Origin of the sequence: Hyphobacterium sp. SN044, from assembly GCF_021864465.1 — a bacterium.
In the GTDB taxonomy this organism is placed as follows: Bacteria; Pseudomonadota; Alphaproteobacteria; order Caulobacterales; family Maricaulaceae; genus Hyphobacterium.
The window spans coordinates 81,509-102,668 of the sequence record NZ_JAKKUV010000007.1 but is presented as its reverse complement, the minus strand read 5'-3'; the positions used below and the strand labels follow the sequence as shown (position 1 = coordinate 102,668).

At 65.0% G+C, this 21,160-nt stretch carries 16 protein-coding genes; 12 read left to right on the top strand and 4 right to left on the bottom strand.

From position 1 onward, the window contains the following. Positions 1 to 48: 48 nt before the first annotated feature. From L5876_RS10920 to L5876_RS10910, 3 genes are all read left to right on the top strand, one after another. The gene (locus L5876_RS10920; RefSeq protein WP_236956392.1) at positions 49 to 375 is read left to right on the top strand and encodes a hypothetical protein; all 327 of its coding nucleotides are present in this window, start codon (positions 49 to 51) and stop codon (positions 373 to 375) included. 39 nt (positions 376 to 414) lie between these two features. Further along, positions 415 to 1,473, top strand: coding sequence for a hypothetical protein (locus L5876_RS10915; protein WP_236956391.1), 1,059 nt, complete (start codon positions 415 to 417; stop codon positions 1,471 to 1,473). 125 nt (positions 1,474 to 1,598) lie between these two features. Next, positions 1,599 to 4,100, top strand: a complete 2,502-nt coding sequence (locus L5876_RS10910; RefSeq protein ID WP_236956390.1) for a DUF305 domain-containing protein — start codon at positions 1,599 to 1,601, stop codon at positions 4,098 to 4,100. Here L5876_RS10910 and L5876_RS10905 read toward each other — a convergent pair whose 3' ends face one another. After that, positions 4,101 to 4,910 carry a DUF3108 domain-containing protein gene (locus tag L5876_RS10905; protein WP_236956389.1) on the bottom strand — a complete coding sequence of 270 codons (810 nt, stop codon included), beginning with the start codon at positions 4,908 to 4,910 and terminating at the stop codon, positions 4,101 to 4,103. A 12-nt stretch (positions 4,911 to 4,922) separates the two neighbouring features. Further along, the gene (locus tag L5876_RS10900) at positions 4,923 to 8,189 is read right to left on the bottom strand and encodes an amidohydrolase family protein (RefSeq protein ID WP_236956388.1); all 3,267 of its coding nucleotides are present in this window, start codon (positions 8,187 to 8,189) and stop codon (positions 4,923 to 4,925) included. Between the two features lie 113 nt (positions 8,190 to 8,302). Between L5876_RS10900 and L5876_RS10895 the strand changes: the two genes are divergently transcribed. From L5876_RS10895 to bfr, 4 genes are all read left to right on the top strand, one after another. After that, the gene (locus tag L5876_RS10895) at positions 8,303 to 8,509 is read left to right on the top strand and encodes a hypothetical protein (protein WP_236956387.1); all 207 of its coding nucleotides are present in this window, start codon (positions 8,303 to 8,305) and stop codon (positions 8,507 to 8,509) included. Between the two features lie 80 nt (positions 8,510 to 8,589). Further along, positions 8,590 to 9,198 carry a DUF6445 family protein gene (locus tag L5876_RS10890; protein WP_236956386.1) on the top strand — a complete coding sequence of 203 codons (609 nt, stop codon included), beginning with the start codon at positions 8,590 to 8,592 and terminating at the stop codon, positions 9,196 to 9,198. Positions 9,199 to 9,283: 85 nt separating this feature from the next. Next, entirely contained in the window at positions 9,284 to 9,478 is a 195-nt protein-coding gene (locus tag L5876_RS10885) for a bacterioferritin-associated ferredoxin (RefSeq protein WP_236956385.1), read from the top strand. A gap of 99 nt (positions 9,479 to 9,577) precedes the next feature. Continuing rightward, positions 9,578 to 10,057: a bacterioferritin gene (bfr, locus tag L5876_RS10880; protein ID WP_039712531.1), complete on the top strand. Its 480-nt coding sequence runs from the start codon at positions 9,578 to 9,580 to the stop codon at positions 10,055 to 10,057. 19 nt (positions 10,058 to 10,076) lie between these two features. Here the strand turns inward: bfr and L5876_RS14830 are convergent, their stop codons facing one another. Then, positions 10,077 to 12,563: a cytochrome c peroxidase gene (locus L5876_RS14830; protein ID WP_236956384.1), complete on the bottom strand. Its 2,487-nt coding sequence runs from the start codon at positions 12,561 to 12,563 to the stop codon at positions 10,077 to 10,079. Between the two features lie 225 nt (positions 12,564 to 12,788). Here L5876_RS14830 and L5876_RS10870 point away from each other — a divergent pair, with 225 nt between their 5' ends. The 4 genes from L5876_RS10870 (at position 12,789) to L5876_RS10855 (ending at position 15,040) form a co-directional block, all read left to right on the top strand. Then, positions 12,789 to 13,277: a DJ-1/PfpI family protein gene (locus L5876_RS10870; protein ID WP_236956383.1), complete on the top strand. Its 489-nt coding sequence runs from the start codon at positions 12,789 to 12,791 to the stop codon at positions 13,275 to 13,277. A gap of 82 nt (positions 13,278 to 13,359) precedes the next feature. Then, positions 13,360 to 14,475: a DUF2891 domain-containing protein gene (locus tag L5876_RS10865; protein WP_236956382.1), complete on the top strand. Its 1,116-nt coding sequence runs from the start codon at positions 13,360 to 13,362 to the stop codon at positions 14,473 to 14,475. 2 nt (positions 14,476 to 14,477) lie between these two features. Further along, positions 14,478 to 14,741 (top strand): DUF4287 domain-containing protein, encoded by a 264-nt coding sequence (locus tag L5876_RS10860; RefSeq protein ID WP_236956381.1) that lies wholly within the window; start codon positions 14,478 to 14,480, stop codon positions 14,739 to 14,741. A 26-nt stretch (positions 14,742 to 14,767) separates the two neighbouring features. Continuing rightward, the gene (locus L5876_RS10855; protein ID WP_236956380.1) at positions 14,768 to 15,040 is read left to right on the top strand and encodes a DUF5655 domain-containing protein; all 273 of its coding nucleotides are present in this window, start codon (positions 14,768 to 14,770) and stop codon (positions 15,038 to 15,040) included. A 396-nt stretch (positions 15,041 to 15,436) separates the two neighbouring features. Here L5876_RS10855 and L5876_RS10850 read toward each other — a convergent pair whose 3' ends face one another. Beyond that, positions 15,437 to 16,123, bottom strand: a complete 687-nt coding sequence (locus tag L5876_RS10850; RefSeq protein ID WP_236956379.1) for an SDR family oxidoreductase — start codon at positions 16,121 to 16,123, stop codon at positions 15,437 to 15,439. A gap of 145 nt (positions 16,124 to 16,268) precedes the next feature. Here L5876_RS10850 and L5876_RS10845 point away from each other — a divergent pair, with 145 nt between their 5' ends. After that, complete coding sequence (locus L5876_RS10845) at positions 16,269 to 21,158, top strand: NAD-glutamate dehydrogenase (protein ID WP_236956378.1); 4,890 nt, start codon at positions 16,269 to 16,271, stop codon at positions 21,156 to 21,158. Positions 21,159 to 21,160 lie beyond the last annotated feature (2 nt).

Genomic DNA, 21,160 nt, shown 5'->3' with positions numbered 1-21,160 from the left:
CTAACCGAAATTGGGCTGGAATTGGGAGTATATAAGGTCGTCGATGATATGATTCTCGGCGCGCACCACTGGCCGTTGTCATCATTATTGGCTAAATTTGATATTCTGTCTGAGCCGTTCGGGGAAAAGACGGAACATGACGTGTTTAATTATTTGAAAGAAGGCCCGCTGATTTTGAGCATAAATCTGGGCGCCGTTAATAAAGAAGTTTCCGGGTCGCATTTGATACTTGTTTTTGATCGCAACGGGTGCGAGGCCGTCACGGCGCACGATAATGCGTGTGTTCTAAGTGAGACGGGCCGTAATATCAATATTTCATTGCGAGAACTGTCTGGCATTTCAAACAAAAAGGGTATACGAATTCTGCAATGGTAGAAAATTGAGCGAAATATATATAAGCGACCGCATATCACCATGAAAAAATTTTTTGCCCCCGAATTTCAAGGTTTGGACTACTCTATTCCGCCGGACGTCAATTATGCCGATACCTATTCCGAAGCCGTTAGTGAACTAACCCGCATCGAGCGGACCGGCGGCTCTATCCGATACGCGTTTGTCTCCCTGTCCGCAGCGAATGCAAGTCGGAGAATAGGCCGGTTCGATAACGTAATCGAATATATCGACCGGGCTCGTGTGACCTTTGCTCAGGCAGGCCACCTAGACGGAGCCGCTTGGTCATCTTGGAGCAGGGGAAATCTACTCCAGCAATTCGGTGACCATCGTGCAGCGCTGGTATCTTTCACGGCATCTTTGAAACATGCGATTTCGGCAAGGAACAGCACAGCCGCGAAGTATGCGCTGGCGGGAAATGCGGAGGTTTTGCGGATATGTGGTCGCTATCGCATGGCCACGCAAAGGCATATCGAGCTGAGAGACCTCTTTCGAAGCGTTCAAGACTATCGCGGTGTCGTCTGGGCTGAACAGGGACTGGCCCAGATCGCCTTGAGGCAAAGCGATTTCGGGAACGCGATGAAACGGTTCGAACTCAGCCTGGAATTCGCCTCCGGACTTAACGACCGACGCGGTATTGCATGGGCGAAGCGAGGGATAGCGGAGGTCTTGCACCGCGAGGGGCGGCATCGGTCTGCATTAAACGGAGCGGTCGAGGCGCGCGCCATTTTTGCCGAGGCGGGGATCCGAATTGGTGCCGCCTATGCGATGGTCACTTCAGCGCGCTGTCAAATAGCATTGCGGAAATGGGACGAGGCGCTCCAATACCTGTTGGAGGCCGACAGAGAATTCGAGCTCTGCCGACATGCGAGGGGATTATACTTTTCCGGAATTGAGCAGAATCGTCTGATGCGGCATCACCCTTGGGCGGCGGCTGAACTGCCGAAGGGGCCGCGCATTGCTCCGGCCCTCACAGGGAAACGGGCGCCGATTGCTGTTGTCGACGGCGTACGGCGGTCACCGGATTCGTCCTGTAACCACAATGGCGCGCTTCCAAAGCGATCGCCGACATCGATGTCGTGAGTTCGAATCTCATCGCCCGCTCCATTCTTTCTCCTCGATTTTCAGTTCCGGCACCGGCTTTTCTTGCCGCCCCCGCCTCCCATGCTAGCTTTCCGGGCAAGGATAATTGCCTCGGGGAGTGAGACATGCCGATCCGTTCCTTCAAGTCCGCCTGTCTGGCGGGCGGTTTCGCGTCCGTCCTGATCGCCGCAGGCGCGGTGGCGCAAGAAACGCAAGCCGACATTCCCATCGTCCAGCCCGGCGCGCCGGGTCAGGCGGGGCGCACGCTGACGCCCGACGAGGCGACGCGGATCGCCGACAACCGCTACTCGCAGGACGATGTGCGCTTCATGCAGAACATGATCCTGCATCACTGGCAGGCGGTGGAGATGGCGGCCTTGGTCGAGGACCGGACCAACAATCCGGAGATCGTCACCGCGGCGGGCCGGATCGATGCCTCGCAGGACGACGAGATCGCCTTCATGAGAGGCTGGCTGACCGAGCGCGGCGAGGACGCACCCGACCCGGCCAACGCCCATGCCGATACTCAGACCGGGCACCATGGCGGCCATGCCATGCACGGCCAGCACGCCATGATGGACGGGATGGCGAGCCCGGAAGAGATGGCGGAACTGGCCGCGGCGGACGGGACGGAGTTCGACCGGCTCTTCCTGCGGCTGATGATCGCCCACCACGAAGGTGCGGTGACCATGGTCGACGAGCTGCTCTCCCGCCCCGGCTCCGCCTATGACCCGGTGCTGCTCGATTTCGTCACCGACGTGAAGAATGAGCAGCGCTCCGAAATCCGCCGGATGACGGCCCTGCTCGGCGATCTGTCGGAAGACCCGCGCGTCGGCCTTTCCGCCGGCTTCCGCGACGCGGGCGAGGCGATTTCCAACCTGACGCTGGTCGCCAGCCTGCCGAAACCGACCGGCTTCTTCGATCCGGCCAATCCGTCGGGCCTGCCCCCGGTGCTGGAAGATGACGAAGATGACGGGGAAGACGCGGATGAAGCCGGTGAAGATGGGGGGGAAGATGAGGGTGATGAACCGCGCCGCCGCTTCGGCGAGCGCGCGCCCTTCCTCAGTTTCTCCAACACCGACATGGCCTTTGCCGGCAGTTTGATGGCGGTCGGGAATTATCACGGCTTCAACCTCTACCGCCTCGGCGAAGCGGCGGAACCGCAACTGATCTCGTCCGTCGTCTGCCCCGGCGGCCAGGGCGATGTGTCGATCGTCGGCGACCTGCTGATCATGTCGGTGGAGCAGACGCGCGGCCGCGTGGATTGCGGGCTGCAGGGCGTTGACGAGGACGTCAGCGCCGAGCGTTTCCGCGGGCTGCGCATCTTCGACATTTCCGATCCGCTGATCCCGGTCCAGGTCGGCCAGGTGCAGACCTGCCGCGGCTCGCACACCCATTCCGTCGTGTCCGGCCCGGATCCGGACGGGGTGATCGTGGTCTATAATTCCGGCACGTCCTCGGTCCGCGACGAGGAAGAACTGGCCGGCTGCGTCGACGGGAATATCGGCGACGAACGCACCGCCCTCTTCCGCATCGACGTGATCGAGATTCCGGTCGCCGATCCGTCGCAGGCGCGGATCGTCGACAGCCCCGCCGTCTTCGCCGATGACGAGACCGGCGCGCTCGCCGGGCTGTGGCGCGGCGGGGATCATGGCGACGGCACGCAGACCACCAGCGTCACCGACGAATGCCATGACATCACCGTCTTCCCGTCGCTGAACCTCGCCGCCGGGGCGTGCTCGGGCAATGGCATCATCATGGACATTTCCGATCCGCGCGCGCCGCGCCGGATCGATGCGGTGTCCGATACCGGCTTTGCCTACTGGCACTCCGCCACCTTCAACAATGACGGCACGACCGTGTTGTTCACCGACGAGTGGGGCGGGGGCGGACGTCCGCGCTGCCGCGCGCAGGACCCGATGAACTGGGGCGCGAACGCCTTCTACGACGTGGTCGACGGCCAGCTGGTCTTCGCCAGCCATTACAAGCTGCCCGCCGCGCAGAGCGAGGAAGAGAATTGCGTCGCCCATAACGGGTCGATCATCCCGGTGCCGGGCCGCGATATCTTCGTGCAGTCCTGGTATCAGGGCGGCATCTCGGTGATCGATTTCACCGACACGTCGAACCCGGTCGAGATCGGCTATTTCGACCGCGGACCGATCGACCCCGACACGATGGTGCTGGGCGGTTACTGGTCGTCCTACTGGTATGACGGGCGGATCTACGCGACCGAGATCGTGCGCGGCCTCGACGTGTTCGAACTCGCGCCCAGCGAATTCCTGTCGGAGAACGAGATCGCGGCCGCCCGCCTTGGCGACCAGGGCGCGGTGTTCAACCCGCAGCAGCAATTCCCGGTGACATGGCCCGACCACCCGGTCGTGGCGCTGGCCTATCTCGACCAGCTGAACCGTTCGGAGACGCTCGATGCCGGCATGGCCGCCGCGATCGGCGAGGCCCTGCAACGTGCCCTGACGATCGTCGAAGCCGGCGAGACGGACGCCGGCCTTGCGGCCGAACTCAACGCGCTGGCGGGTGACATGCCGGCCGACGCCGGGGACGCCATCACGCAAAACCGGCTTGAGGAGTTGCGCTTCAATCTCGAGGGCATCGCCGCCACGCTGGGCTGATCAGCGCAGCGTGATCTCGCGGGCTTCGATGGTGACGCCGCCGAAGCCTGCGCGCGTGTGGGCGCGGACCGGGATGAAAGCCGCCCCATCGCCGACCGGCGCGATCCACAGGCGCAGCGGATGGCTTGTCTCGCCCGGCTCCGGCCAGTCTTCGGGGTCATAGCCGGAGACCGGTTCGTAATAGGCATCGCAGACCAGCGCCTCGCCGCGCCAGCCGCGCGTGCGGATCTCTTCCGTGCCCCGGGCGGTGAGGTTCAGATTGTAGCGCTGCTTGCCGTCGAAGACGGGCAGGCTGCCGGTGCAGGGCTCGCCCCCCGCCTCGGCGAGGGATTGGGACAGGAAGAGCACCGCCGTCATCGGGTCGATCGTACCGGTGCGGTCGGCCTCGCTGGCCGGCGGCTCGCCCCATGAGGAGAAGGGCGGCTCGGCGCTCGGCTGCGCCACGCCGGTCCCGAACCCCACTTCGACCGTGCGGACCTTGTTGCCTGTGCGCTCGACATGGCCATAGCGGTCCGGGCGCGGGGCCAGGCCGTCCATCCGGCCCTCGACCTCGCTGTCGATCTCGAAATCGGTGAAGAGCGCGGCCAGCCCCGCCGCTTCGACATGGGCATCGGCGGCATAACGGCCGCCCGCGACCTCGGCGGTCACGTCGATCCGCCCGACCGGGAAGATCAGGACCGAAGTGGAATAGGTCGCGGTGAGGCGCAGGGTTTCACCCTGCGGTGCAGGAGCATTGTCGCCGCCCGCGCCCGGCGTCCAGCACAGCGCGGTGAGCGCGGCGATCGGGACGAGGGCGGGGCGGGCGATCATGACGGCGTCAGACTACTCCCAGAAATAGGGCGAACGTTCGGCATCGCCCGTGACGACTTCATCCATGGTGACGGGATCGTACATCCGGCCATTGAGCATGATGTATTCGATGTCGTCGGTGTTCTGGATGTCGTCGAGCGGGTTGGCGGTCAGCACGACGAGGTCGGCCAGCATGCCCGGTTCGAGGCGGCCGATATCGGTGAAGCCGAGGAATTCCGCAGGCGTCACGGTCGCGGCCTGAAGCGCCTGAAGCGGCGTCCAGCCACCCCGGACGAAGGACCACATCTCCCAGTGCGCGGCGAGGCCTTCGCGCTGGCCATGCGCCCCGATCGACACCATCACGCCGGCATCGGCGAGCTGGCGCGCGACAGCGGCGGCATCGTCATCGACGAAATCCTCCTCCGGCGCGGTGGTCCGGCGCACGGTCGCGGCCTGCAAAATTCGCGGCGGCACGTGCTGCGACAGGATCGGGTGACGCCAGACATCGGTCGCCTGGGTCCAGTACGGGTCGGCGGCGAGACCGCCATAGGTCACGACCAGGGTCGGCGTGCTGGCCACATGGGTCTGCGACCACATCTGGAGGACGTCGTCATAGATGCGGGCAGTCGGGATGTTGTGCTCGATCGACGTATTGCCGTCGGCCACCATCGCCATGTCCATGTGGTAGTTCGACCCGCCTTCCGCGACGACGGCCAGATCGGCCTCGATCGCGGCGGCCACGACCTGCTGGCGCTGGTCACGGCGCGGCTGGTTGTAGTTCTTGATCGAGTGCGCGCCCTGCGCCTGCAGGCGGAAGACGTGCTCGCGGGCATCGTCGATGTCGTCGATCTGGGCATAGACCGAGGCGGCGCGGGCGCCATAGACGATCTCGCCGGTCGAGTAGAGGCGCGGGGCGAGATAATCGCCGGCCCGCTGCAGTTCGCTCGCCGCGAAGATCTGGCTCGCCGCGTTGGACGGGTCGTGGATGGTCGTGACACCGAAGGCGAGGTGGGCGATCGCCGACCAGTTCTGCTGCGGGATCAGGTCATCCGTGCCCTGCGGGCCGTGCGCGTGCGCATCGATATAGCCCGGCACGATGGTGCGGCCCGCGACATCGACGGTCTGCGCGCCGGCCGGGATTTCGACCGCGTCGGCAGCGCCGACGGCGGCGATGCGATTGTTCTCGATCACGATCGTGCCGTTCTCGATCACGCCGCCCTGATCGTCCGACATGGTGATGATGCGCGCGCCGGTCAGGGCGACGGCGCCGCTCGGAATGTCCGCATTCACCGTCATCGACAGCGATACGCCGGTCTCCGGCGGCGTGAATTCGAAGGCATCCTCGCCCTCGCGGCGGGGATGGGTCGGGAACATGTCGGCAGTGCGGGCGGTGTAGAGCACCGGTCCCATCGTCCAGTTCAGGCGCGAGCCATCCTGCGACCAGTGATAATAGGTCGCGCCATTGCCGCTGACCTCGGTGACCGGCACGGCATTGCCGCCCGGCGCCGCCGAGAGGTTCTGCGGACCCGGCGCCATCGGCATGACATAGACGTCGTAGTTCTGGCGGAAGGCCAGGTGACGGTCGTCCGGCGAAACCTCGAACCGGGTCGCCATTTCGCCGCTGGCGTGGGTGCGCTCTTCGCCGCCATCGAGATTGACGCTGACGAGGCTTTGCGAGCCGCCGCCGCCACGCGTCACGAAGATGCGGTCGTTCGATGCCGCGAAATGCGGCGAAGACCCGCTGTCGGTGACGTGATGCATCTCGCCGCCGCCGACGGGGATGGTGAATATGCCGTGGGATTGCGACCAGTCCGGGCTGGTCAGATAGCCGCCCTCACCCTTTTCGAACACCAGCGTCCGGCCATCGGGAGAGAAGCGCGGACGGGCATAATGGCCCGGCTCCGACGTCACGGCCCGCTCGTTGCGGCCATTGGCCGAGATCGTGCGGATCGAGCCGAGGCCCTCATCCGTCCAGGCGACGAAGGCAAGCGTGCGGCCATCGGGCGACCAGGAGGGGAAGAGCTCGCGGCGATCCTCATTGGAGCGCGTCAAGCGCTGCGGCGTGCCGCCCGCGGCGTTCATCGTGTAGAGGCGTCCGAGGGATTCAAAGACGACCTGGGAGCCGTCCGGCGAGACCACGGCGAAGCGCGGCATGCGGGTCTCGAACGTCGCCGGAGCGACTTCGACCTGCGGCCGCGGCGGGTCGATCACGGTGCGGGTGTCGCTCACTTCGAACGGGATGGTCTGAACATCGCCGCTGGCGACATTCACGCGGTGAATCTCGCCGTCCGACCAGAAGACGATGGCGGAGGAATCCGGCATCCAGTCCATGTTCGGATACATGCCGGTCACGCCCCAGGTCTCCATGTTGTCGGGGTCGAGGCCGGAATAGATGCGGCGCTCCTGACCGGAGTTCAGATCGCGGATCCAGAGCCCGCCCTGAAGGCGGTCGCCCTCACCATCGGCCACGCGTTCGCGGCGCACGAAGGCGATATGGCGGCCGTCCGGCGACGGCGCCGGGCGGATCGCGCCGCCCGCGCCGGACACGACCGTATCGGTCTCACCGGTCTCGAGATCGTAGCGCAGGATGTTGAACAGGTCGGTGTTGGAATCCTGGGCGTAGATGAAGGTGTTACCCGGGGTCACATTCATCGTGTAGTAGACGTAGCGCCCGTCCGGCGAAAAGATCGGCTCGCCCAGCTCCTTCTGGAATTGCTCGCTCGGCCGCTCGACCAGGCGCACGCCCGACCCGCCCGACACGTGATACATCCAGATCTCGCCGGTCCCCGCCGAGCGCGAGGTCGTGAAGTGCTTGCGCGCGGCGATGTATTGCCCGTCCGGCGACCAGGCCGGGTTGTTCAAGAGGCGGAAATTCTCGTTCGACACCTGCAGCCGGTCGGAGCCGTCGACATTCATCGTCCAGATATTGTCGCCGCCGCCGCGGTCGGAGATGAAGGCGATGCGCGCGCCGTCCGGCGAGAAGCGCGGCTGGATCTCCCACGGCAGGCCGGACGAGATCGAGGTCGCGCGGCCGCCGGTGATCGGCATGGTGTAAATGTCGCCCAGCATGTCGAAGGCGATGGTCTGACCGTCGGGGCTGACATCGAGGCTCATCCATGTGCCCTGCGTGACGTTGATCGTCACTTCCCGGGTCGGCAGCGGGGGATTGGCCACGTCCCAGCGGGCATCGGCCGCTTCGGCTTCCGCCTCCGGTGCGGCGGCTTCGGTGTCGGCATCCTGTGCCCAGGCGGCGGCGTGAACCAGCGCCGCCAGCGAGACGGCGGTCAGGTAGCGTTTCATGGAAATCCTCCCCGGAATTCGTCTTTTCGGCCGGAAAGCTAGGGCGCGGCCTTGACTGAATCACATGAACATCCTGTAATGAACTTTATCGGAACCGCTGGGGAGGGGTAACGATGAAGGTGATTCTGGGCGGTATTGCCGCTCTCGCAATCGCGACAGGTGCCGGGCTTTGTCCCGATCATGTTCGCGACAGGGCCGCCAATTCGATCGAGATTTCCGAAGAAACCCGCGCCGAGTTCGCGCGGCAGATGGATCTGTTTCTGGAGTCGATGCGGCCCGAAACCGCGGACTTCAGCCGCAACGAACCAGCCCGCAGCTAACAAAGTTGTAAACTGACCCGCCGGGTCGTTCCGGTTTAGTTTCGCCAGCCTTTATTTGGCTGTGCGGGTAACCCGGTTTCATGTTCCAGTCGCTGATCGTCGTCGATGACGTGCTGCCGAATGCGCGGCAGTTGCGGGAGATCGCGCTTGGGCTGGACTATCCCGAACCCGGTCCGGACGAGCATTATCCCGGGCGGAACTCTGCCCGGCCGCTGCGGCTTCCCGAGCTGGAATCCCGGATCGAGACGATCGTGGGCGAGCGGCTGGCGCCGGGCACGCCCGATCATGGCAAGTTCCGGATCACGCTGGGTTCGGATTCCTCCGACACCGACATCCATGTCGACGAGTGTCACTGGTCGGGCATCTATTACCTGTCCCGGCCGGAGGATTGTCAGGGCGGCACCGACTTCTTCCGGCACAGGGGCACAGGCGCGGATCACGCGCCCTACAGCCAGAAGCATCTGTCAGACTGGGGTTTTGCCTCCTACCGGGAATTCGTCGAGCGCGTCTCGAAGCCGCATTCGAAGGACCGCAGCCAGTGGGAGCACCTCATGCGGGTGCCGATGAAGTTCAACCGGCTGATCCTGTTCCGCCCCTGGCTGTGGCACACGGCAGGCCCGGCCTTCGGTGACCGGCCCGAAAATGCGCGGCTGATCTATCTGCTCTTCATGAACAGCGCCGGCGCGTGACGCCCGTCCGCCCTGCGAACGTGTTTGACAATCATTCGCAGGTGTGGCTCAATCCGGTGGTGATCGGAAGGGGTCTGGCACGCTCATGTATGTGTGCATCTGCAACGCGCTGAAACACGGCCAGCTGTCCGCCGCCGCGGCAGATCCTTCGGTCGAGTCGGTGCCGCACCTGTTCAAGACATGTGGCGCGCGCCCGAAATGCGGGCGATGCATTGATGACATGGCCGATTTGATGAGCGCCGTTCGCCAGCCCGAATCCGCCGCCCTCGCCGCCGAATAATTTCAGCACCTGCAAGTCATTCACCCGTTTTCCGGTTGGACCCCGACCGGAAAAGACTAGGTTGTGGGCCAATCACAAGGCAGCGACAGGAGACCAGCCATGAAGGGCGACGCGACCGTCATCGAACACCTGAACAAGGCGCTGAAGCTCGAACTGGCGACCATCAACCAGTATTTCCTGCATGCCCGCATGTTCAAGGACTGGGGCTTCGCCCGGCTCGCCAAAATCGAATACGACGAATCGATCGACGAGATGAAGCACGCCGATGCGCTGATCGAGCGGATCCTCTTCCTCGAAGGCCTGCCCAACGTCCAGGATCTCGGCCGCATCTATATCGGCGAGACGGTCAAGGAATGCCTCGAGTGCGACCTTCGCGCCGAGCGCAACGCCCACCCGACCTATATCGCCGCGATCGAATACTGCGAGAGCGCGAAGGACTATGTCTCGCGCCAGCTGCTCGACGAGATTCTGAAGTCCGAGGAAGAGCATATCGACTTCCTCGAGACCCAGCTGGGCCTGATCGAACGCCTCGGCGAAGAGCGCTACATGCAGCTGCAGGTGCGCGGGGACGACGACTAGCGCCGCCCCCGCAGCCGGGTCAGTTCGCGAACGGGTCCGAGAACCGCTCGTCCGTGAGGAATTCCTGATCGGTCAGCGTGTGCAGGAAAGCCTCCAGCGCGGCCTTTTCCTCGTCGGTCAGATTGAGCCTTTGCGGGTTCGGTCCCTGGCGCATCCGGCCGTCGAGATCGGGATTGGCCTGGACCCCCGAATTGTAGAACTCGATCACCTCGGCCAGCGTCGTGAAGCGGCCGTCATGCATGAATTGCGGACGGACCGCCACATTGCGCAATGACGGTGCCTTGAACGCGCCATTGCCGGCCCCGGCATCGGCATCATTCGTCGCGTCGAGGCCGATATTGTGGATGTCGTCGCTGATATGGGCGAGCGTCGTATGGCACGCGCCGCAATTCAGTGCCTGGATGTCCGACCCCGGCACCGGCATGAAGAGCTGCAGGCCGAGATATTCCTGCTCCGTCAGCTGTGCCTGAAAGGCCGCCGACCCGACCGGACCGGCATCAAGTGCCTGATCGAAGCGGGAATTGTGGCTGGTCATCGAGCGGACGAATTGCGCCATGGCCAGGGCCATGCGCTCGGCTGTCACACCGGCATCGCCGAACGCGTCGGTGAACAGGCCCGCATAGAAGTCTTCCGCCGCAACGCGCGCGACGGCCTGATCGAGCGGCAGGCCCATCTCGACTTCGTTCGGGATCGGGATCAGCACCTGGTCCTCGAGCGTGTCGGCCCGTTCGTCCCAGAAGAAATGGCCGCGGTCGTAATAGCGGGCATTGGTCAGGCCGGGCGAATGCCGGCCGGTCAGACCGCCCTCGAATCCGGTTGAAAACTGGCCGTCATCGGAAAAGCCGAGCGCCTGGACATGGCAGGAGGCGCAGGACACGGCGTTGTTGAGCGACAGGCGCCGGTCGTAGAACAGCACACGGCCCAGCGTTGCGCCGGCATTGGTGATCCGGTTGTCGATCGGCGTATTGTCCGCCGCCACGACCGGACCGTTGCGGTAGTAGTTCGGCAGGTTTACGTCGGCATCGGCATAGAGGAAGGACACTTCCGGCAGGATCGGTTCGGTCAGCAGCGTCCGGATCGCGACCGTGGTCGAGCCGCGCACCGCGCCGCCCTCACTGAACAATACCCGGATCCGGTTGGTGGCCGGAGCGAAGGCGATGGGCACATCGCCCGCGGCGAACACCGCAAAACTCGGCGTCGCACCGGCATTTATGTCGAGCGTCAGCTCGGTGGACGGCGAGGCGAGGCAGGCTCCTGTCCCGGCGTCGGTCTGGCACACCCGGACGGTGACCGGGATGTCCGATGTCGGGGCCGCGGACACGGTAATCGTGCCGGAGGCGCCGACATTGGCAGTGGCGACCGCAAACGGGCCGCGCCGCTGGCGGTCGAGAATATCGACCACGCCGGGCAGGGCATTCAGCCCGACCGACGCGCCGGTGTCCGCAATCGCGATGATGTCCGGCACGGCATTCGCCGAAGCCGAGAACCACAGCGTGTTCACGCCCGAATTCATGACGGCGGAGGCCCGGTTCGTACAGGTGAATTCCAGCGGCAGGTCGCCGCCCGGTTCGAACGTCGTCGAAGGGGTGAAGGAGAAGATGTAGGACTGCGCGCCATTGGCCGGGATGTTGACCGGCGTGTCCGGCGTCCCGGCGGGCTGATTGAGCGCGTCGGTGATCTGGTAGCTGAAACTGCCCGCGGGCGACGCCCCGGTGAGCGCCAGGCCGCAGGACGTCGCCTCTCCGGCTCCGGCATTGATGATGGTCGCGAAGGCGGTCGCGGGATCACCCACACGGACCGCCCGGCTCGACGGCAGGACGGCGGCGACGATCACGTCCGCGGCGATGGTGTCGAGACCCGCAAAGGCGATGCCGGGCGTCGAGGATGCGCCCGTGTCAGCGCCGCGCAGCGCGACGAGCTCGATCGAGACCTCCCGGCCCAAATCGGCCAATGCGGCATTGACGGCTTCGGCGAGATCCTGTGCGCGCAACCGCGATGCGAGACCGTGACGGCGCACGAAGCTGTCACTCAGTTCAGCCTGTAATTCGAGAATTCCAGAGGCATCGTGCGGCAGAGCCGCAAGGGTTTGCGCCACGACAAGGCGCTCTTCCTCGGCGAGATCGGAGGATGCAAGGCTTCCCGGCGCCAGGAACTGGCCCTGACCGGACCCATTCGGGCGCCAGCGTTCCATACCGGCGGCGGTGTAATAACCGGTACCGCCCAGCGTCAGCCGCACCGGTTCGCCGGTGCCATCGACCGTGCCGGTGACCGCGACATCGCCCAGCGGCCGCGCGGCGATCGTGGCGACACGGATACGCACGCCTGCCGCGCCATCAGGCAGACGAATGACCGCGCCCGGTTCGATACGGGCCGCGGCATCCATCGGGAGCGCCGCATCGGGAGCGGAGAGGTCAAATGTCCGGGAGGTCTGGCCATCCGACGGCGAGGCGGCCACCAGACAAAGGGCCGTTGTCAGCGCAAGGGCGCTGCTGAATGTCCGGGTCACGTTTCATCCTTCCGTTCCGGTACAAAACAAGCGCGTCGCCCCCAATGCCTCCAACGCGGGACGATGTTTCAATCCGTTGCGTTTGACCGCAAATAAGTTCGATCCGGGTGTGAAGGGTTGCGGACCCCCCGGCCAACTCCCTATATCCATGCCCGTACCCGACCATAGATATCAGTAGCGCGCGTGGGCCTGCGCATCGCCTGCTCACGTGCAGAAGGAGGTTTCGTGAACCGTTTTTCCCGCCGCAGACACCAGCTTAAAGGCCGCGTTGCCGCCATTGCCAGCGACCGGCTCAATGCAGAAGATCTCATGCGTGCCACCCGCCCCCTCGAACGCGCGGGCTATGGAGTGGCGGTTGTGAGCGGCGGAGAAGCGATGCTCACAGCGAAGTCCGAACGGTCCGACGATGTCCAGCTTCTGGCCGCATCGACCATCGGCGACATGGATTTCGACCGCTATTGCGCGCTGATCCTGCCGGGCGGCGTGGGCGAGATTTCCGAGTCCGCGCGCCTCGTGGCCGACCGCTTCCTCGAAGCGGGCAAACCGATCATCGCAATGTCCGATGGTGTGAAACTGCTTGCCGATGCCGCCAATTCGCCGGACGCCGCCGACGCAACGGCCGCGATTTCCATGCGCGGCCAGGTCTTCGCCGCGCGCGGCGAGACTGCAATCGAGGACGCGACCGAGCTGTTCGCCGAAGGCCTCGCGGCTTGACTCACGTGATGGAATGACTCGACAGGCGGCCCCGGATTTCCGGGGCCGTTTTCTTTTGCGGGTTCGGCGCTAGGCTGGGCGCATGAAAACGCTCTTCCGCCTTGTGCTTCCCGCCCTGTGTCTCATGGTGACGGCCATGCCCAGCGCCCGCGCCGACACGCCCGATCCCGAACTCGCCAATCGCTTCGCGCGCCTCGCGCTCGATTGCGTGCAGCGGGAATACCCCAACAAGATCGCCCATGTGCTGCAGTCCGATGAGGACGCGCGGCCACCGAGCGAACTGACCCCGGTCTTCTACGGTTGCTATGACTGGCATTCCGCCGTGCACGGGCATTGGCTGCTGGTGCGCCTTATCCGCCTGATGCCGGATGCCGGGTTCGCGGAAGAGGCCGAAGCCGCCCTTGCGGCGAATTTCACGGCCGAGCGTGTCGCCGGAGAGGTCGAGTATTTCGCCGGAGATGGCCGGGCGAGCTTCGAACGCCCCTATGGCCTTGCCTGGTTCCTGCAGCTGATGACCGAACTGCGCGAATGGGACGATCCGCGCGCCGCACAATGGGCCGAAGCGCTCGCCCCGCTCGAAACCGTGGTGGCTGATCGCTATCGCAGCTGGCTGCCCAATCTCGCCTATCCGATCCGCATCGGCACGCACAATCAGTCCGCCTTCGGCCTGGCGCTGGCGCTCGACTGGGCGCGGACAACCGGCGATGTGGCGCTGGAACAGCTGATCGTGTCGAAGACACTCGAATTCCACCTCGAGGACGTCAACTGCCCGCTGAATTACGAGCCGTCGGGCGAGGATTTCCTGTCGCCCTGCCTCTACGAGGCGGATCTGATGCGCCGCGTCCTGCCTTCCCCCGTCTTCGCGGCCTGGCTCAGCAACTTCCTTCCGGGCATCCCCACGGACGGGTCCGGCGACTGGCTGGAACCCGGTGTCGTGCTCGACGCGTCGGATGGCAAGCTCGTCCATCTCGACGGTGTGAACCTCTCCCGCGCCTGGAATCTGGAAGCCATTGCGGCGGCCCTGCCCGAACGTGACGAGCGCATTGCCTCCCTGCTCGCCGCGGCGGACATTCACCGGGAGACCGGCGTCGCTTCGGTGTCCGACGAACACTATGAAGGCGGGCACTGGCTGGGCAGTTTCGCGACCTATCTGGTGACCGGGCGCGGCCTCGAAGCGCCGCGTATGAGGGAGGAGTAGTCATGGCAACGCCGGAGGAAATGGCGGCGACGATGGAAGCCAATCTCGCCGAGAAGACCGGCAAGCCGCTCAGCGAATGGGTGAAAATCGTGAAGGCGTCGGGGGCGGCGAAGCATGGCGAGATCGTCAAGCTGCTGAAGACCGACCACGGCATGACGCATGGCTATGCCAATCTCGTCGCGCATCGGGCGCTGGCGTCGTCTGCCGACATGGCCGAGGACGCCGATCTCGTCGCGGCGCAGTATACGGCAAGAAGGCGGATCTGAAACCGCTCTACGACCGGCTGACGGCGATGGTTTCGGGCTTCGGCAAGGATGTCGAGATCGCTCCCAAGAAGGCTTATGTCAGCGTGCGGCGGAAGAAGCAGTTCGCGATCTTCCAGCCGTCGACCGCGACGCGGCTCGATGTCGGGATCAATCTCGGCGAGGCTTCGCCCGAGGGCCGTCTCGAGGCTTCGGGCAGCTTCAATGCGATGGTCTCACACCGCGTGCGGGTCGAAGGCGCTGACGGGATCGATGCCGATCTCGAGGCCTGGCTGAAGGCGGGCTACGACCGCGCGGGCTGAACCGACCGTCTGCGCAGTCATTATGCGCAATTTTGCATAACAGAATTCACGCGGACGTGACGCGAGCGGGACTTCCAAAAGTCACCGACCAACCCATATGCGCTTTTCTCTCCACGCGGCAACACTGCCGAGTGGAGCAAGAAGACGAGGGAAAACAATGAAATCGGTTGCGTCGTTTGGCGTCGTCCTGCTGGTCCTTGCCGCTTCTGCTGCGGCATGGTCTTCCGTTTCGGGCGGCACTCTCTATATCGCTTGAACTGACGCTTGTCTTGAAACAGGAAGCGCCAAGAGATCAGGCCTCAATGTGCGTCCCCCCAGCCTGCCATTAGGGGCCTGACAGGCACCGCCGGACTCCCCCCTGTCCCTGTCCGGCGGTGCCGCCCTTCCTTCCCCGCCCTACCAGGGCAGAACCTCCCCCGACTGATGCCAGAAGGTCCCCGACGTCTCGAGCGAGAGATCGTCGATCAGTTTCTGTTGTCCGGAGACCGCTTCGTCGGCCGACAACGGGGCGGATGATCCCCCCATGTCGGTCTGCACCCAGCCGGGATGCATGATCGCGACCGAGATGCCCTTGTCCTTCAGATCGATCGACAGGGATTTGCCGATCGCATTGAGCGCGGCTTTCGACGGGCGATAGACATAGCCGCTGCCGGAATCATTGTCGGCGATCGAGCCCATCCGGCTCGACTGCAGCACGATCTTCTTCTGCTCCGATTGAGCGACAAGGCCGGCGAAAGCCTGGGCCAGCAGGAGCGGCGCGAGGGCGTTGATCCTCAGCGCGTTCATCCAGTCATCCGGTGACACCTGGCCGAAGGCCTGCTTGCCGCGCTCCGCGCCCATCACGCCGGCATTGGCGAACAGCACGTCGACGGGCTGGGCCACCGCATCGGCCAGATCAGCCGGCGCGGCAGAATCGGCGGCATCATAGCGATGGATGTAGAGGTCGCCGCCAAGCGCGTTCAGGGCGTCGGCCGCCTCAGGGTCCCGGCAGGCCGCATGCACCGTCCAGCCCCGCTCGAGATAGCGGCGCACATGCGCCAGACCCAGTCCGCGATTGGCTCCTGTGATGACGATAAGCGGCATCGGCATTTCCTCCTTGCAAGCCTGTTCGGAATGAGAAACTAGCGGGCTGAGCAAATGAGTCTAATCCACCGTCCGCACGGCTTGCGTGCGCCGTCAGTCGGGCTAGGCTCGCAGCAAATCAGACCCGCAGGCAAAGGGGCACTCAATGACTGCTGTCGTGGGCGTGGCACACGCCTTCACCAAGGCCGCCTTCAGCAAGGCCGCCAAGGCCCGATGGACCTCCGTCTTCAGTGCCGATGCCTACAATGATCGGGTCAGATCCTATATCGACCAGATCTACGAGGACGCGCTCGCGGAAGACCTCGAAGGGATTTCCGCCGCCGACCTCGCCGCGCTGGTCACGGAATTCTACCGCTGGGGACAGACCCGCAAGCCGGGCGAGATCATCATCCGCGTGCGCCCTTCGGGCGAAGACGGCCAGCCCGATGTCGGCCGCGACATTGTCGAGATCTGCGGCCCGGACCGGCCCTTCCTGGTCGATTCCGTCATGGGCGAGATCGGCGCGCAAGGCCTCGACGTCCTCGCCATGTTCCACCCCATCCTCGATCCCGTCCGCAAGGGCGGCCGGCCGGAATCGCTGATCCAGGTCCATATCGAGGCACTGGACGCGGAACGCCGCAAGGAATTGCAGGCCGACCTGACCGCGACTCTGCAGGATGTCGAACTGGCCACGGACGACTGGGCCGACATGCGCGCCGCGATGGATATGGCCATCGCCCATATCGAGAACGCGAACACGCCGGCCAGTTTCGAGGAAAAGGCCGAGACGCTGGATTTCCTGCGCTGGCTGCGCGACGACCACTTCGCCTTCCTCGGCTGCCGGGTCTACGAATTCCAGATGGACAAGGACGGCAAGATTGCCGACCGCCAGCCCGACATCCAGCCGAATTCCGGCCGCGGCATCCTGCGCGATCCCGATCGTCAGGTCCTGCGCCAGGGATCCGAGCCCGCGCTTCTGACACCAGCCATCGAGAGCTTCCTCAACGAGCCTTCGCCGATCATCGTCGCCAAGGCGAACATCAAGTCGCGCGTCCATCGCCGCGTCTACATGGATTATATCGGGGTCAAGCGGTACCGCGAGGACGGGACCGTGTTCGGCGAGGCCCGCTTCGTCGGCCTGTTCACCGCCGATGCCTATGACCGCATGGCGCGCGACGTGCCGCTGATCCGGCGCAAGGTCCGCCGGGTGCTGGAGCGGGCCGACCGGGTGCCGGGCACGCACAGCGACAAGAAGCTGCGCAACATCGTCGAGAATTATCCGCGCGACGAGCTGTTCCAGACCGAGGAGGATGATCTCCTCCAGCTCAGCCTCGGCATCCTGCACCTCTATGACCGGCCGCGCACCAAGCTGTTCATCCGCCGCGACCGGTTCGACCGCTTCGTGTCAGTGCTGCTCTTCGTGCCGCGCGACCGCTACAATTCGAAGGTCCGGGAACTGGCCGGCGAACTGATCCGAAAGGAGTTCGGCGGCCGCCTCTCGGCCTACTACCCGCAATTCGGCGACGGCCCGCTGGCGCGCGTCCACTACATCATCGGCCTCGACCCGTTCGACCATCCCGAACCGGACGTGCTGGAGCTTGAACGCGCGGTCGCCAATCTCGCGCGGACCTGGGACGACGATTTCGAATCTCTCGCCCGCCGCCGCCTGACCGAGCATCTGCGCGACCGCATCAGCGCCTATGACGGGGCCTTCTCCGCCGGGTATCGCGAGCGCTTCACGCCGGACGACGCGATCGAGGACCTGATCAAGATCGAGAGCCTCGGCGAGGAGACGCCGCTGGCCGCGCGTGTCTATCGCAGTGCCCGCGACGGCGAGCATGGCCTCCGGCTGAAACTCTACCGCGCCGGGGAAGCGGTGCCGCTCACCGACATCATGCCGGTGCTGGAGAATATGGGCCTCACCGTGCTGCAGGAGTCGGGCTACGAGGTCGAGCGCGAAAACGGGGAGGCCCCGGTGGCCTTCGTCCATGACTTCGAAATGCGTTTCGCCGGCGGCTCCGGCCGCAGCTGGGAGGAGTTCGCCCCCGCCTTCGAAGACGCCCTGCTCGCCATCCTCGCCAACCGTGCGGAAAATGACGGCTTCAACAAGCTGATCCTCCAGCTTGGCGTGTCCTGGCGCGGCGCGGCCTTCCTGCGAACCTGCGCGCGCTACCGGCAGCAAACCGGTCTCGATCCGTCGCAGGCGATCCAGGAAGAGGCGCTCGCCGCCAATCCGGAGATCGCGCAGGGCCTGCTCGATCTCGCGCGGATCAAGTTCGACCCGTCGACCGGCCAGGACCGGGAGGCGCGCCGCAGCGAGGCCGAGGCCAAGGCCGAGGAGTTGCGCGGCAAGCTGGAAGCGGTCGCAAGCCTCGACCATGACCGGGTGCTGCGCCGTCTGCTTCGCCTGATCGAGTCGACGCTGCGGACGAATTACTACCAGACCGGCGAGGACGGCCTGCCGAAGGCGCATATCTCGATCAAGATCGCCAGCCGCGAAGTCGAGGAATTGCCGCTTCCCAAGCCGTATCGGGAAATCTTCGTCTGGGCCCCGAATGTCGAAGGCGTGCACATCCGCTTCGGCCCGGTCGCGCGCGGCGGGCTTCGCTGGTCGGACCGGCGGGACGATTTCCGCACCGAGGTGCTGGGCCTCGTGAAGGCGCAGCAGGTGAAGAATGCCGTGATCGTGCCGGTCGGCTCGAAGGGCGGATTCTATCCCAAGCAGCTGCCGAAAGCCGGCTCGCGCGAGGAATGGCTCGCAGAGGGCCAGAACGCCTACCGCACCTTCATCCGCGGCCTCCTCGACATTACCGACAACATCGTCGACGACACGGTCAGCCCGCCGGAAGACACCGTCCGCTGGGACGATGACGACCCCTATCTGGTCGTCGCCGCCGACAAGGGCACGGCGACCTTCTCCGACCTCGCCAATGGCGTGGCGACCGGGGAATATGATTTCTGGCTCGGCGATGCCTTCGCGTCGGGCGGGTCGGCGGGTTACGACCACAAGAAGATGGGCATCACCGCGCGCGGCGCGTGGGAATCGGTGAAGCGCCACTTCCGCGAACTGGGCAAGGACGTCCAGAACGAGGCCTTCTCCGTCATCGGCGTGGGCGACATGTCCGGCGACGTGTTCGGCAATGGCATGCTGCTCTCGAAAAAGATCTCGCTGGTGGCCGCGTTCGACCACCGCGACATCTTCATCGACCCCCACCCGGCCGATCTCGAGGCCTGCTGGGCCGAACGCCAGCGCCTGTTCGACCTGCCGCGCTCGAGCTGGCAGGACTACGACAAGTCGTTGATCTCCAAGGGCGGCGGGGTTTTCCCGCGATCGTCCAAGACCATCACGCTGACCTCGGAAATCCGCGAACTGACCGGGATCGAGGCCGACAAGGCCAGCCCGACCGAGCTGATAAGCGCGCTTCTGAAAGCCGAGACCGAACTTCTGTGGTTCGGCGGGATCGGCACCTATGTGAAGGCGACCGCCGAACAGCATTGGGAGGTCGGCGACAAGGCGAATGACGGACTGCGCGTCAATGCGTCGGAAGTCGGCGCGAAAGTCGTCGGCGAGGGCGCCAATCTGGGCTTCACCCAGGCGGCGCGGATCGAGTTCGCTCGCCATGGCGGCCGGGTCAATGCCGACTTCGTGGACAATTCCGCCGGCGTCGACACGTCGGACCACGAGGTCAATATCAAGATCCTCCTGAACCCGCTGATGCGGGCGGGCGATCTCAGCCGCGAGAAGCGCAACACGCTGCTCGGCAAGATGACCGACCAGGTCGCGCGCCACGTGCTCAAGCACAACTATGACCAGACGCTGGCCCTGACGATGGCAGAAAGCGAGGCCGTCGCCGATATCGACGCCCACGAGCGGCTGATGTCCAAGATGGAAGCGCTCGGCCGGCTCGACCGCAGGGTCGAAGGCCTGCCAACCAGCGCCCAGATCGCCAATCTGAAGGAGCAGGGGCAGGGGCTGACGCGGCCCGAACTCGCCATCCTGATCTCCTACGCCAAGATCTCGCTGTTCGACCAGCTGGTCGCCTCCGACGTGCCGGACGATCCGCATTTCGCGGCAACGCTGAAGGGCTATTTCCCGGAAGACCTCGACAAGTACGAGGACCGGATGCAGGCCCACCGGCTGCGGCGCGAGATCATCGCCACGGTTCTGGCCAACGACATGATCAATCTCGGCGGTCCGACCTTCGTGCACCGGGCCAAGGAATCGACCGGGGCCTCCACTGCGGCGATCGCCCGCGCCTTCGAGGCGGGACGGCAGATCTTCCGCTTCGCGGAGCTGACCGAACGGATCAATGCGCTCGACAACAAGGCACCCGCAGAAGTGCAGATCGCGCTGCACCGCGAGATCATCCGCCTCCTGCGCCGTCAGACCTACTGGCTGGCCCGCCGCGGCCGCGGCAAGGAGGCCGACGCGCCGGTGTCGATCGATGGCGTCATCGACGCCTATCGCCCCGGCGTCGACGCATTGCGCGGCAAGGCCGGCGACATCGTCTCCGATTTCGAGCGCAAGCGCGTCCGTCAACGCGCCAAGGGCTTCGTCACGGCCGGCGCGCCGAAGGATCTGGCACACGATGTCGCCAGCCTGCGACCGCTGACCTCCTCGTCCGACGTGGTCGACCTCGCCCTTCGCAAGGACTGGCCGCTGGAATCGGCAGCGTGGGTCTATCACGCCGCGGGATCGCGCTTCACCTTCGACCGGCTGCGGTCGATGGGCGGCGAAGTGTCCTCCGACCTGCACTGGGACCGTCTGGCCGTCCGGCGCCTGATCGAGGACCTCTATGCCAGCCAGTACACGGTCGCCGCCTCGGCGATGCGCCACGCGCGGGAATCCGGCGGCGCGCTGGCGAAGGGGATCGAGGAGCCCGGCGGCGAGTGGGCGCAGGACGTGATCGAGGCGTGGAGCGTCGCGAACGCCGAAGAGGCCGGCCGGGTCGATTCCGCGATCGAGGAACTCGATACGACCGGCAGCTGGACGCTGTCCAAGCTGGCCATTGCCTCGACCCAGCTTCGCGAGATGGCACAGAACGCCGAACCGTGAGG

What these genes read in the sequence shown, in the direction of transcription:
- L5876_RS10900 (WP_236956388.1), bottom strand. Translation starts at nt 8,189, where the DNA reads ATGAAACGCTACCTGACCGCCGTCTCGCTGGCGGCGCTGGTTCACGCC.
- L5876_RS10910 (WP_236956390.1), top strand. Translation starts at nt 1,599, where the DNA reads ATGCCGATCCGTTCCTTCAAGTCCGCCTGTCTGGCGGGCGGTTTCGCG.
- L5876_RS10915 (WP_236956391.1), top strand. Translation starts at nt 415, where the DNA reads ATGAAAAAATTTTTTGCCCCCGAATTTCAAGGTTTGGACTACTCTATT.
- L5876_RS10885 (WP_236956385.1), top strand. Translation starts at nt 9,284, where the DNA reads ATGTATGTGTGCATCTGCAACGCGCTGAAACACGGCCAGCTGTCCGCC.
- L5876_RS10845 (WP_236956378.1), top strand. Translation starts at nt 16,269, where the DNA reads ATGACTGCTGTCGTGGGCGTGGCACACGCCTTCACCAAGGCCGCCTTC.
- L5876_RS10905 (WP_236956389.1), bottom strand. Translation starts at nt 4,910, where the DNA reads ATGATCGCCCGCCCCGCCCTCGTCCCGATCGCCGCGCTCACCGCGCTG.
- L5876_RS10865 (WP_236956382.1), top strand. Translation starts at nt 13,360, where the DNA reads ATGAAAACGCTCTTCCGCCTTGTGCTTCCCGCCCTGTGTCTCATGGTG.
- L5876_RS10850 (WP_236956379.1), bottom strand. Translation starts at nt 16,123, where the DNA reads ATGCCGCTTATCGTCATCACAGGAGCCAATCGCGGACTGGGTCTGGCG.
- L5876_RS10920 (WP_236956392.1), top strand. Translation starts at nt 49, where the DNA reads ATGATTCTCGGCGCGCACCACTGGCCGTTGTCATCATTATTGGCTAAA.
- L5876_RS10860 (WP_236956381.1), top strand. Translation starts at nt 14,478, where the DNA reads ATGGCAACGCCGGAGGAAATGGCGGCGACGATGGAAGCCAATCTCGCC.
- bfr (WP_039712531.1), top strand. Translation starts at nt 9,578, where the DNA reads ATGAAGGGCGACGCGACCGTCATCGAACACCTGAACAAGGCGCTGAAG.
- L5876_RS10890 (WP_236956386.1), top strand. Translation starts at nt 8,590, where the DNA reads ATGTTCCAGTCGCTGATCGTCGTCGATGACGTGCTGCCGAATGCGCGG.
- L5876_RS10895 (WP_236956387.1), top strand. Translation starts at nt 8,303, where the DNA reads ATGAAGGTGATTCTGGGCGGTATTGCCGCTCTCGCAATCGCGACAGGT.
- L5876_RS10855 (WP_236956380.1), top strand. Translation starts at nt 14,768, where the DNA reads ATGGTTTCGGGCTTCGGCAAGGATGTCGAGATCGCTCCCAAGAAGGCT.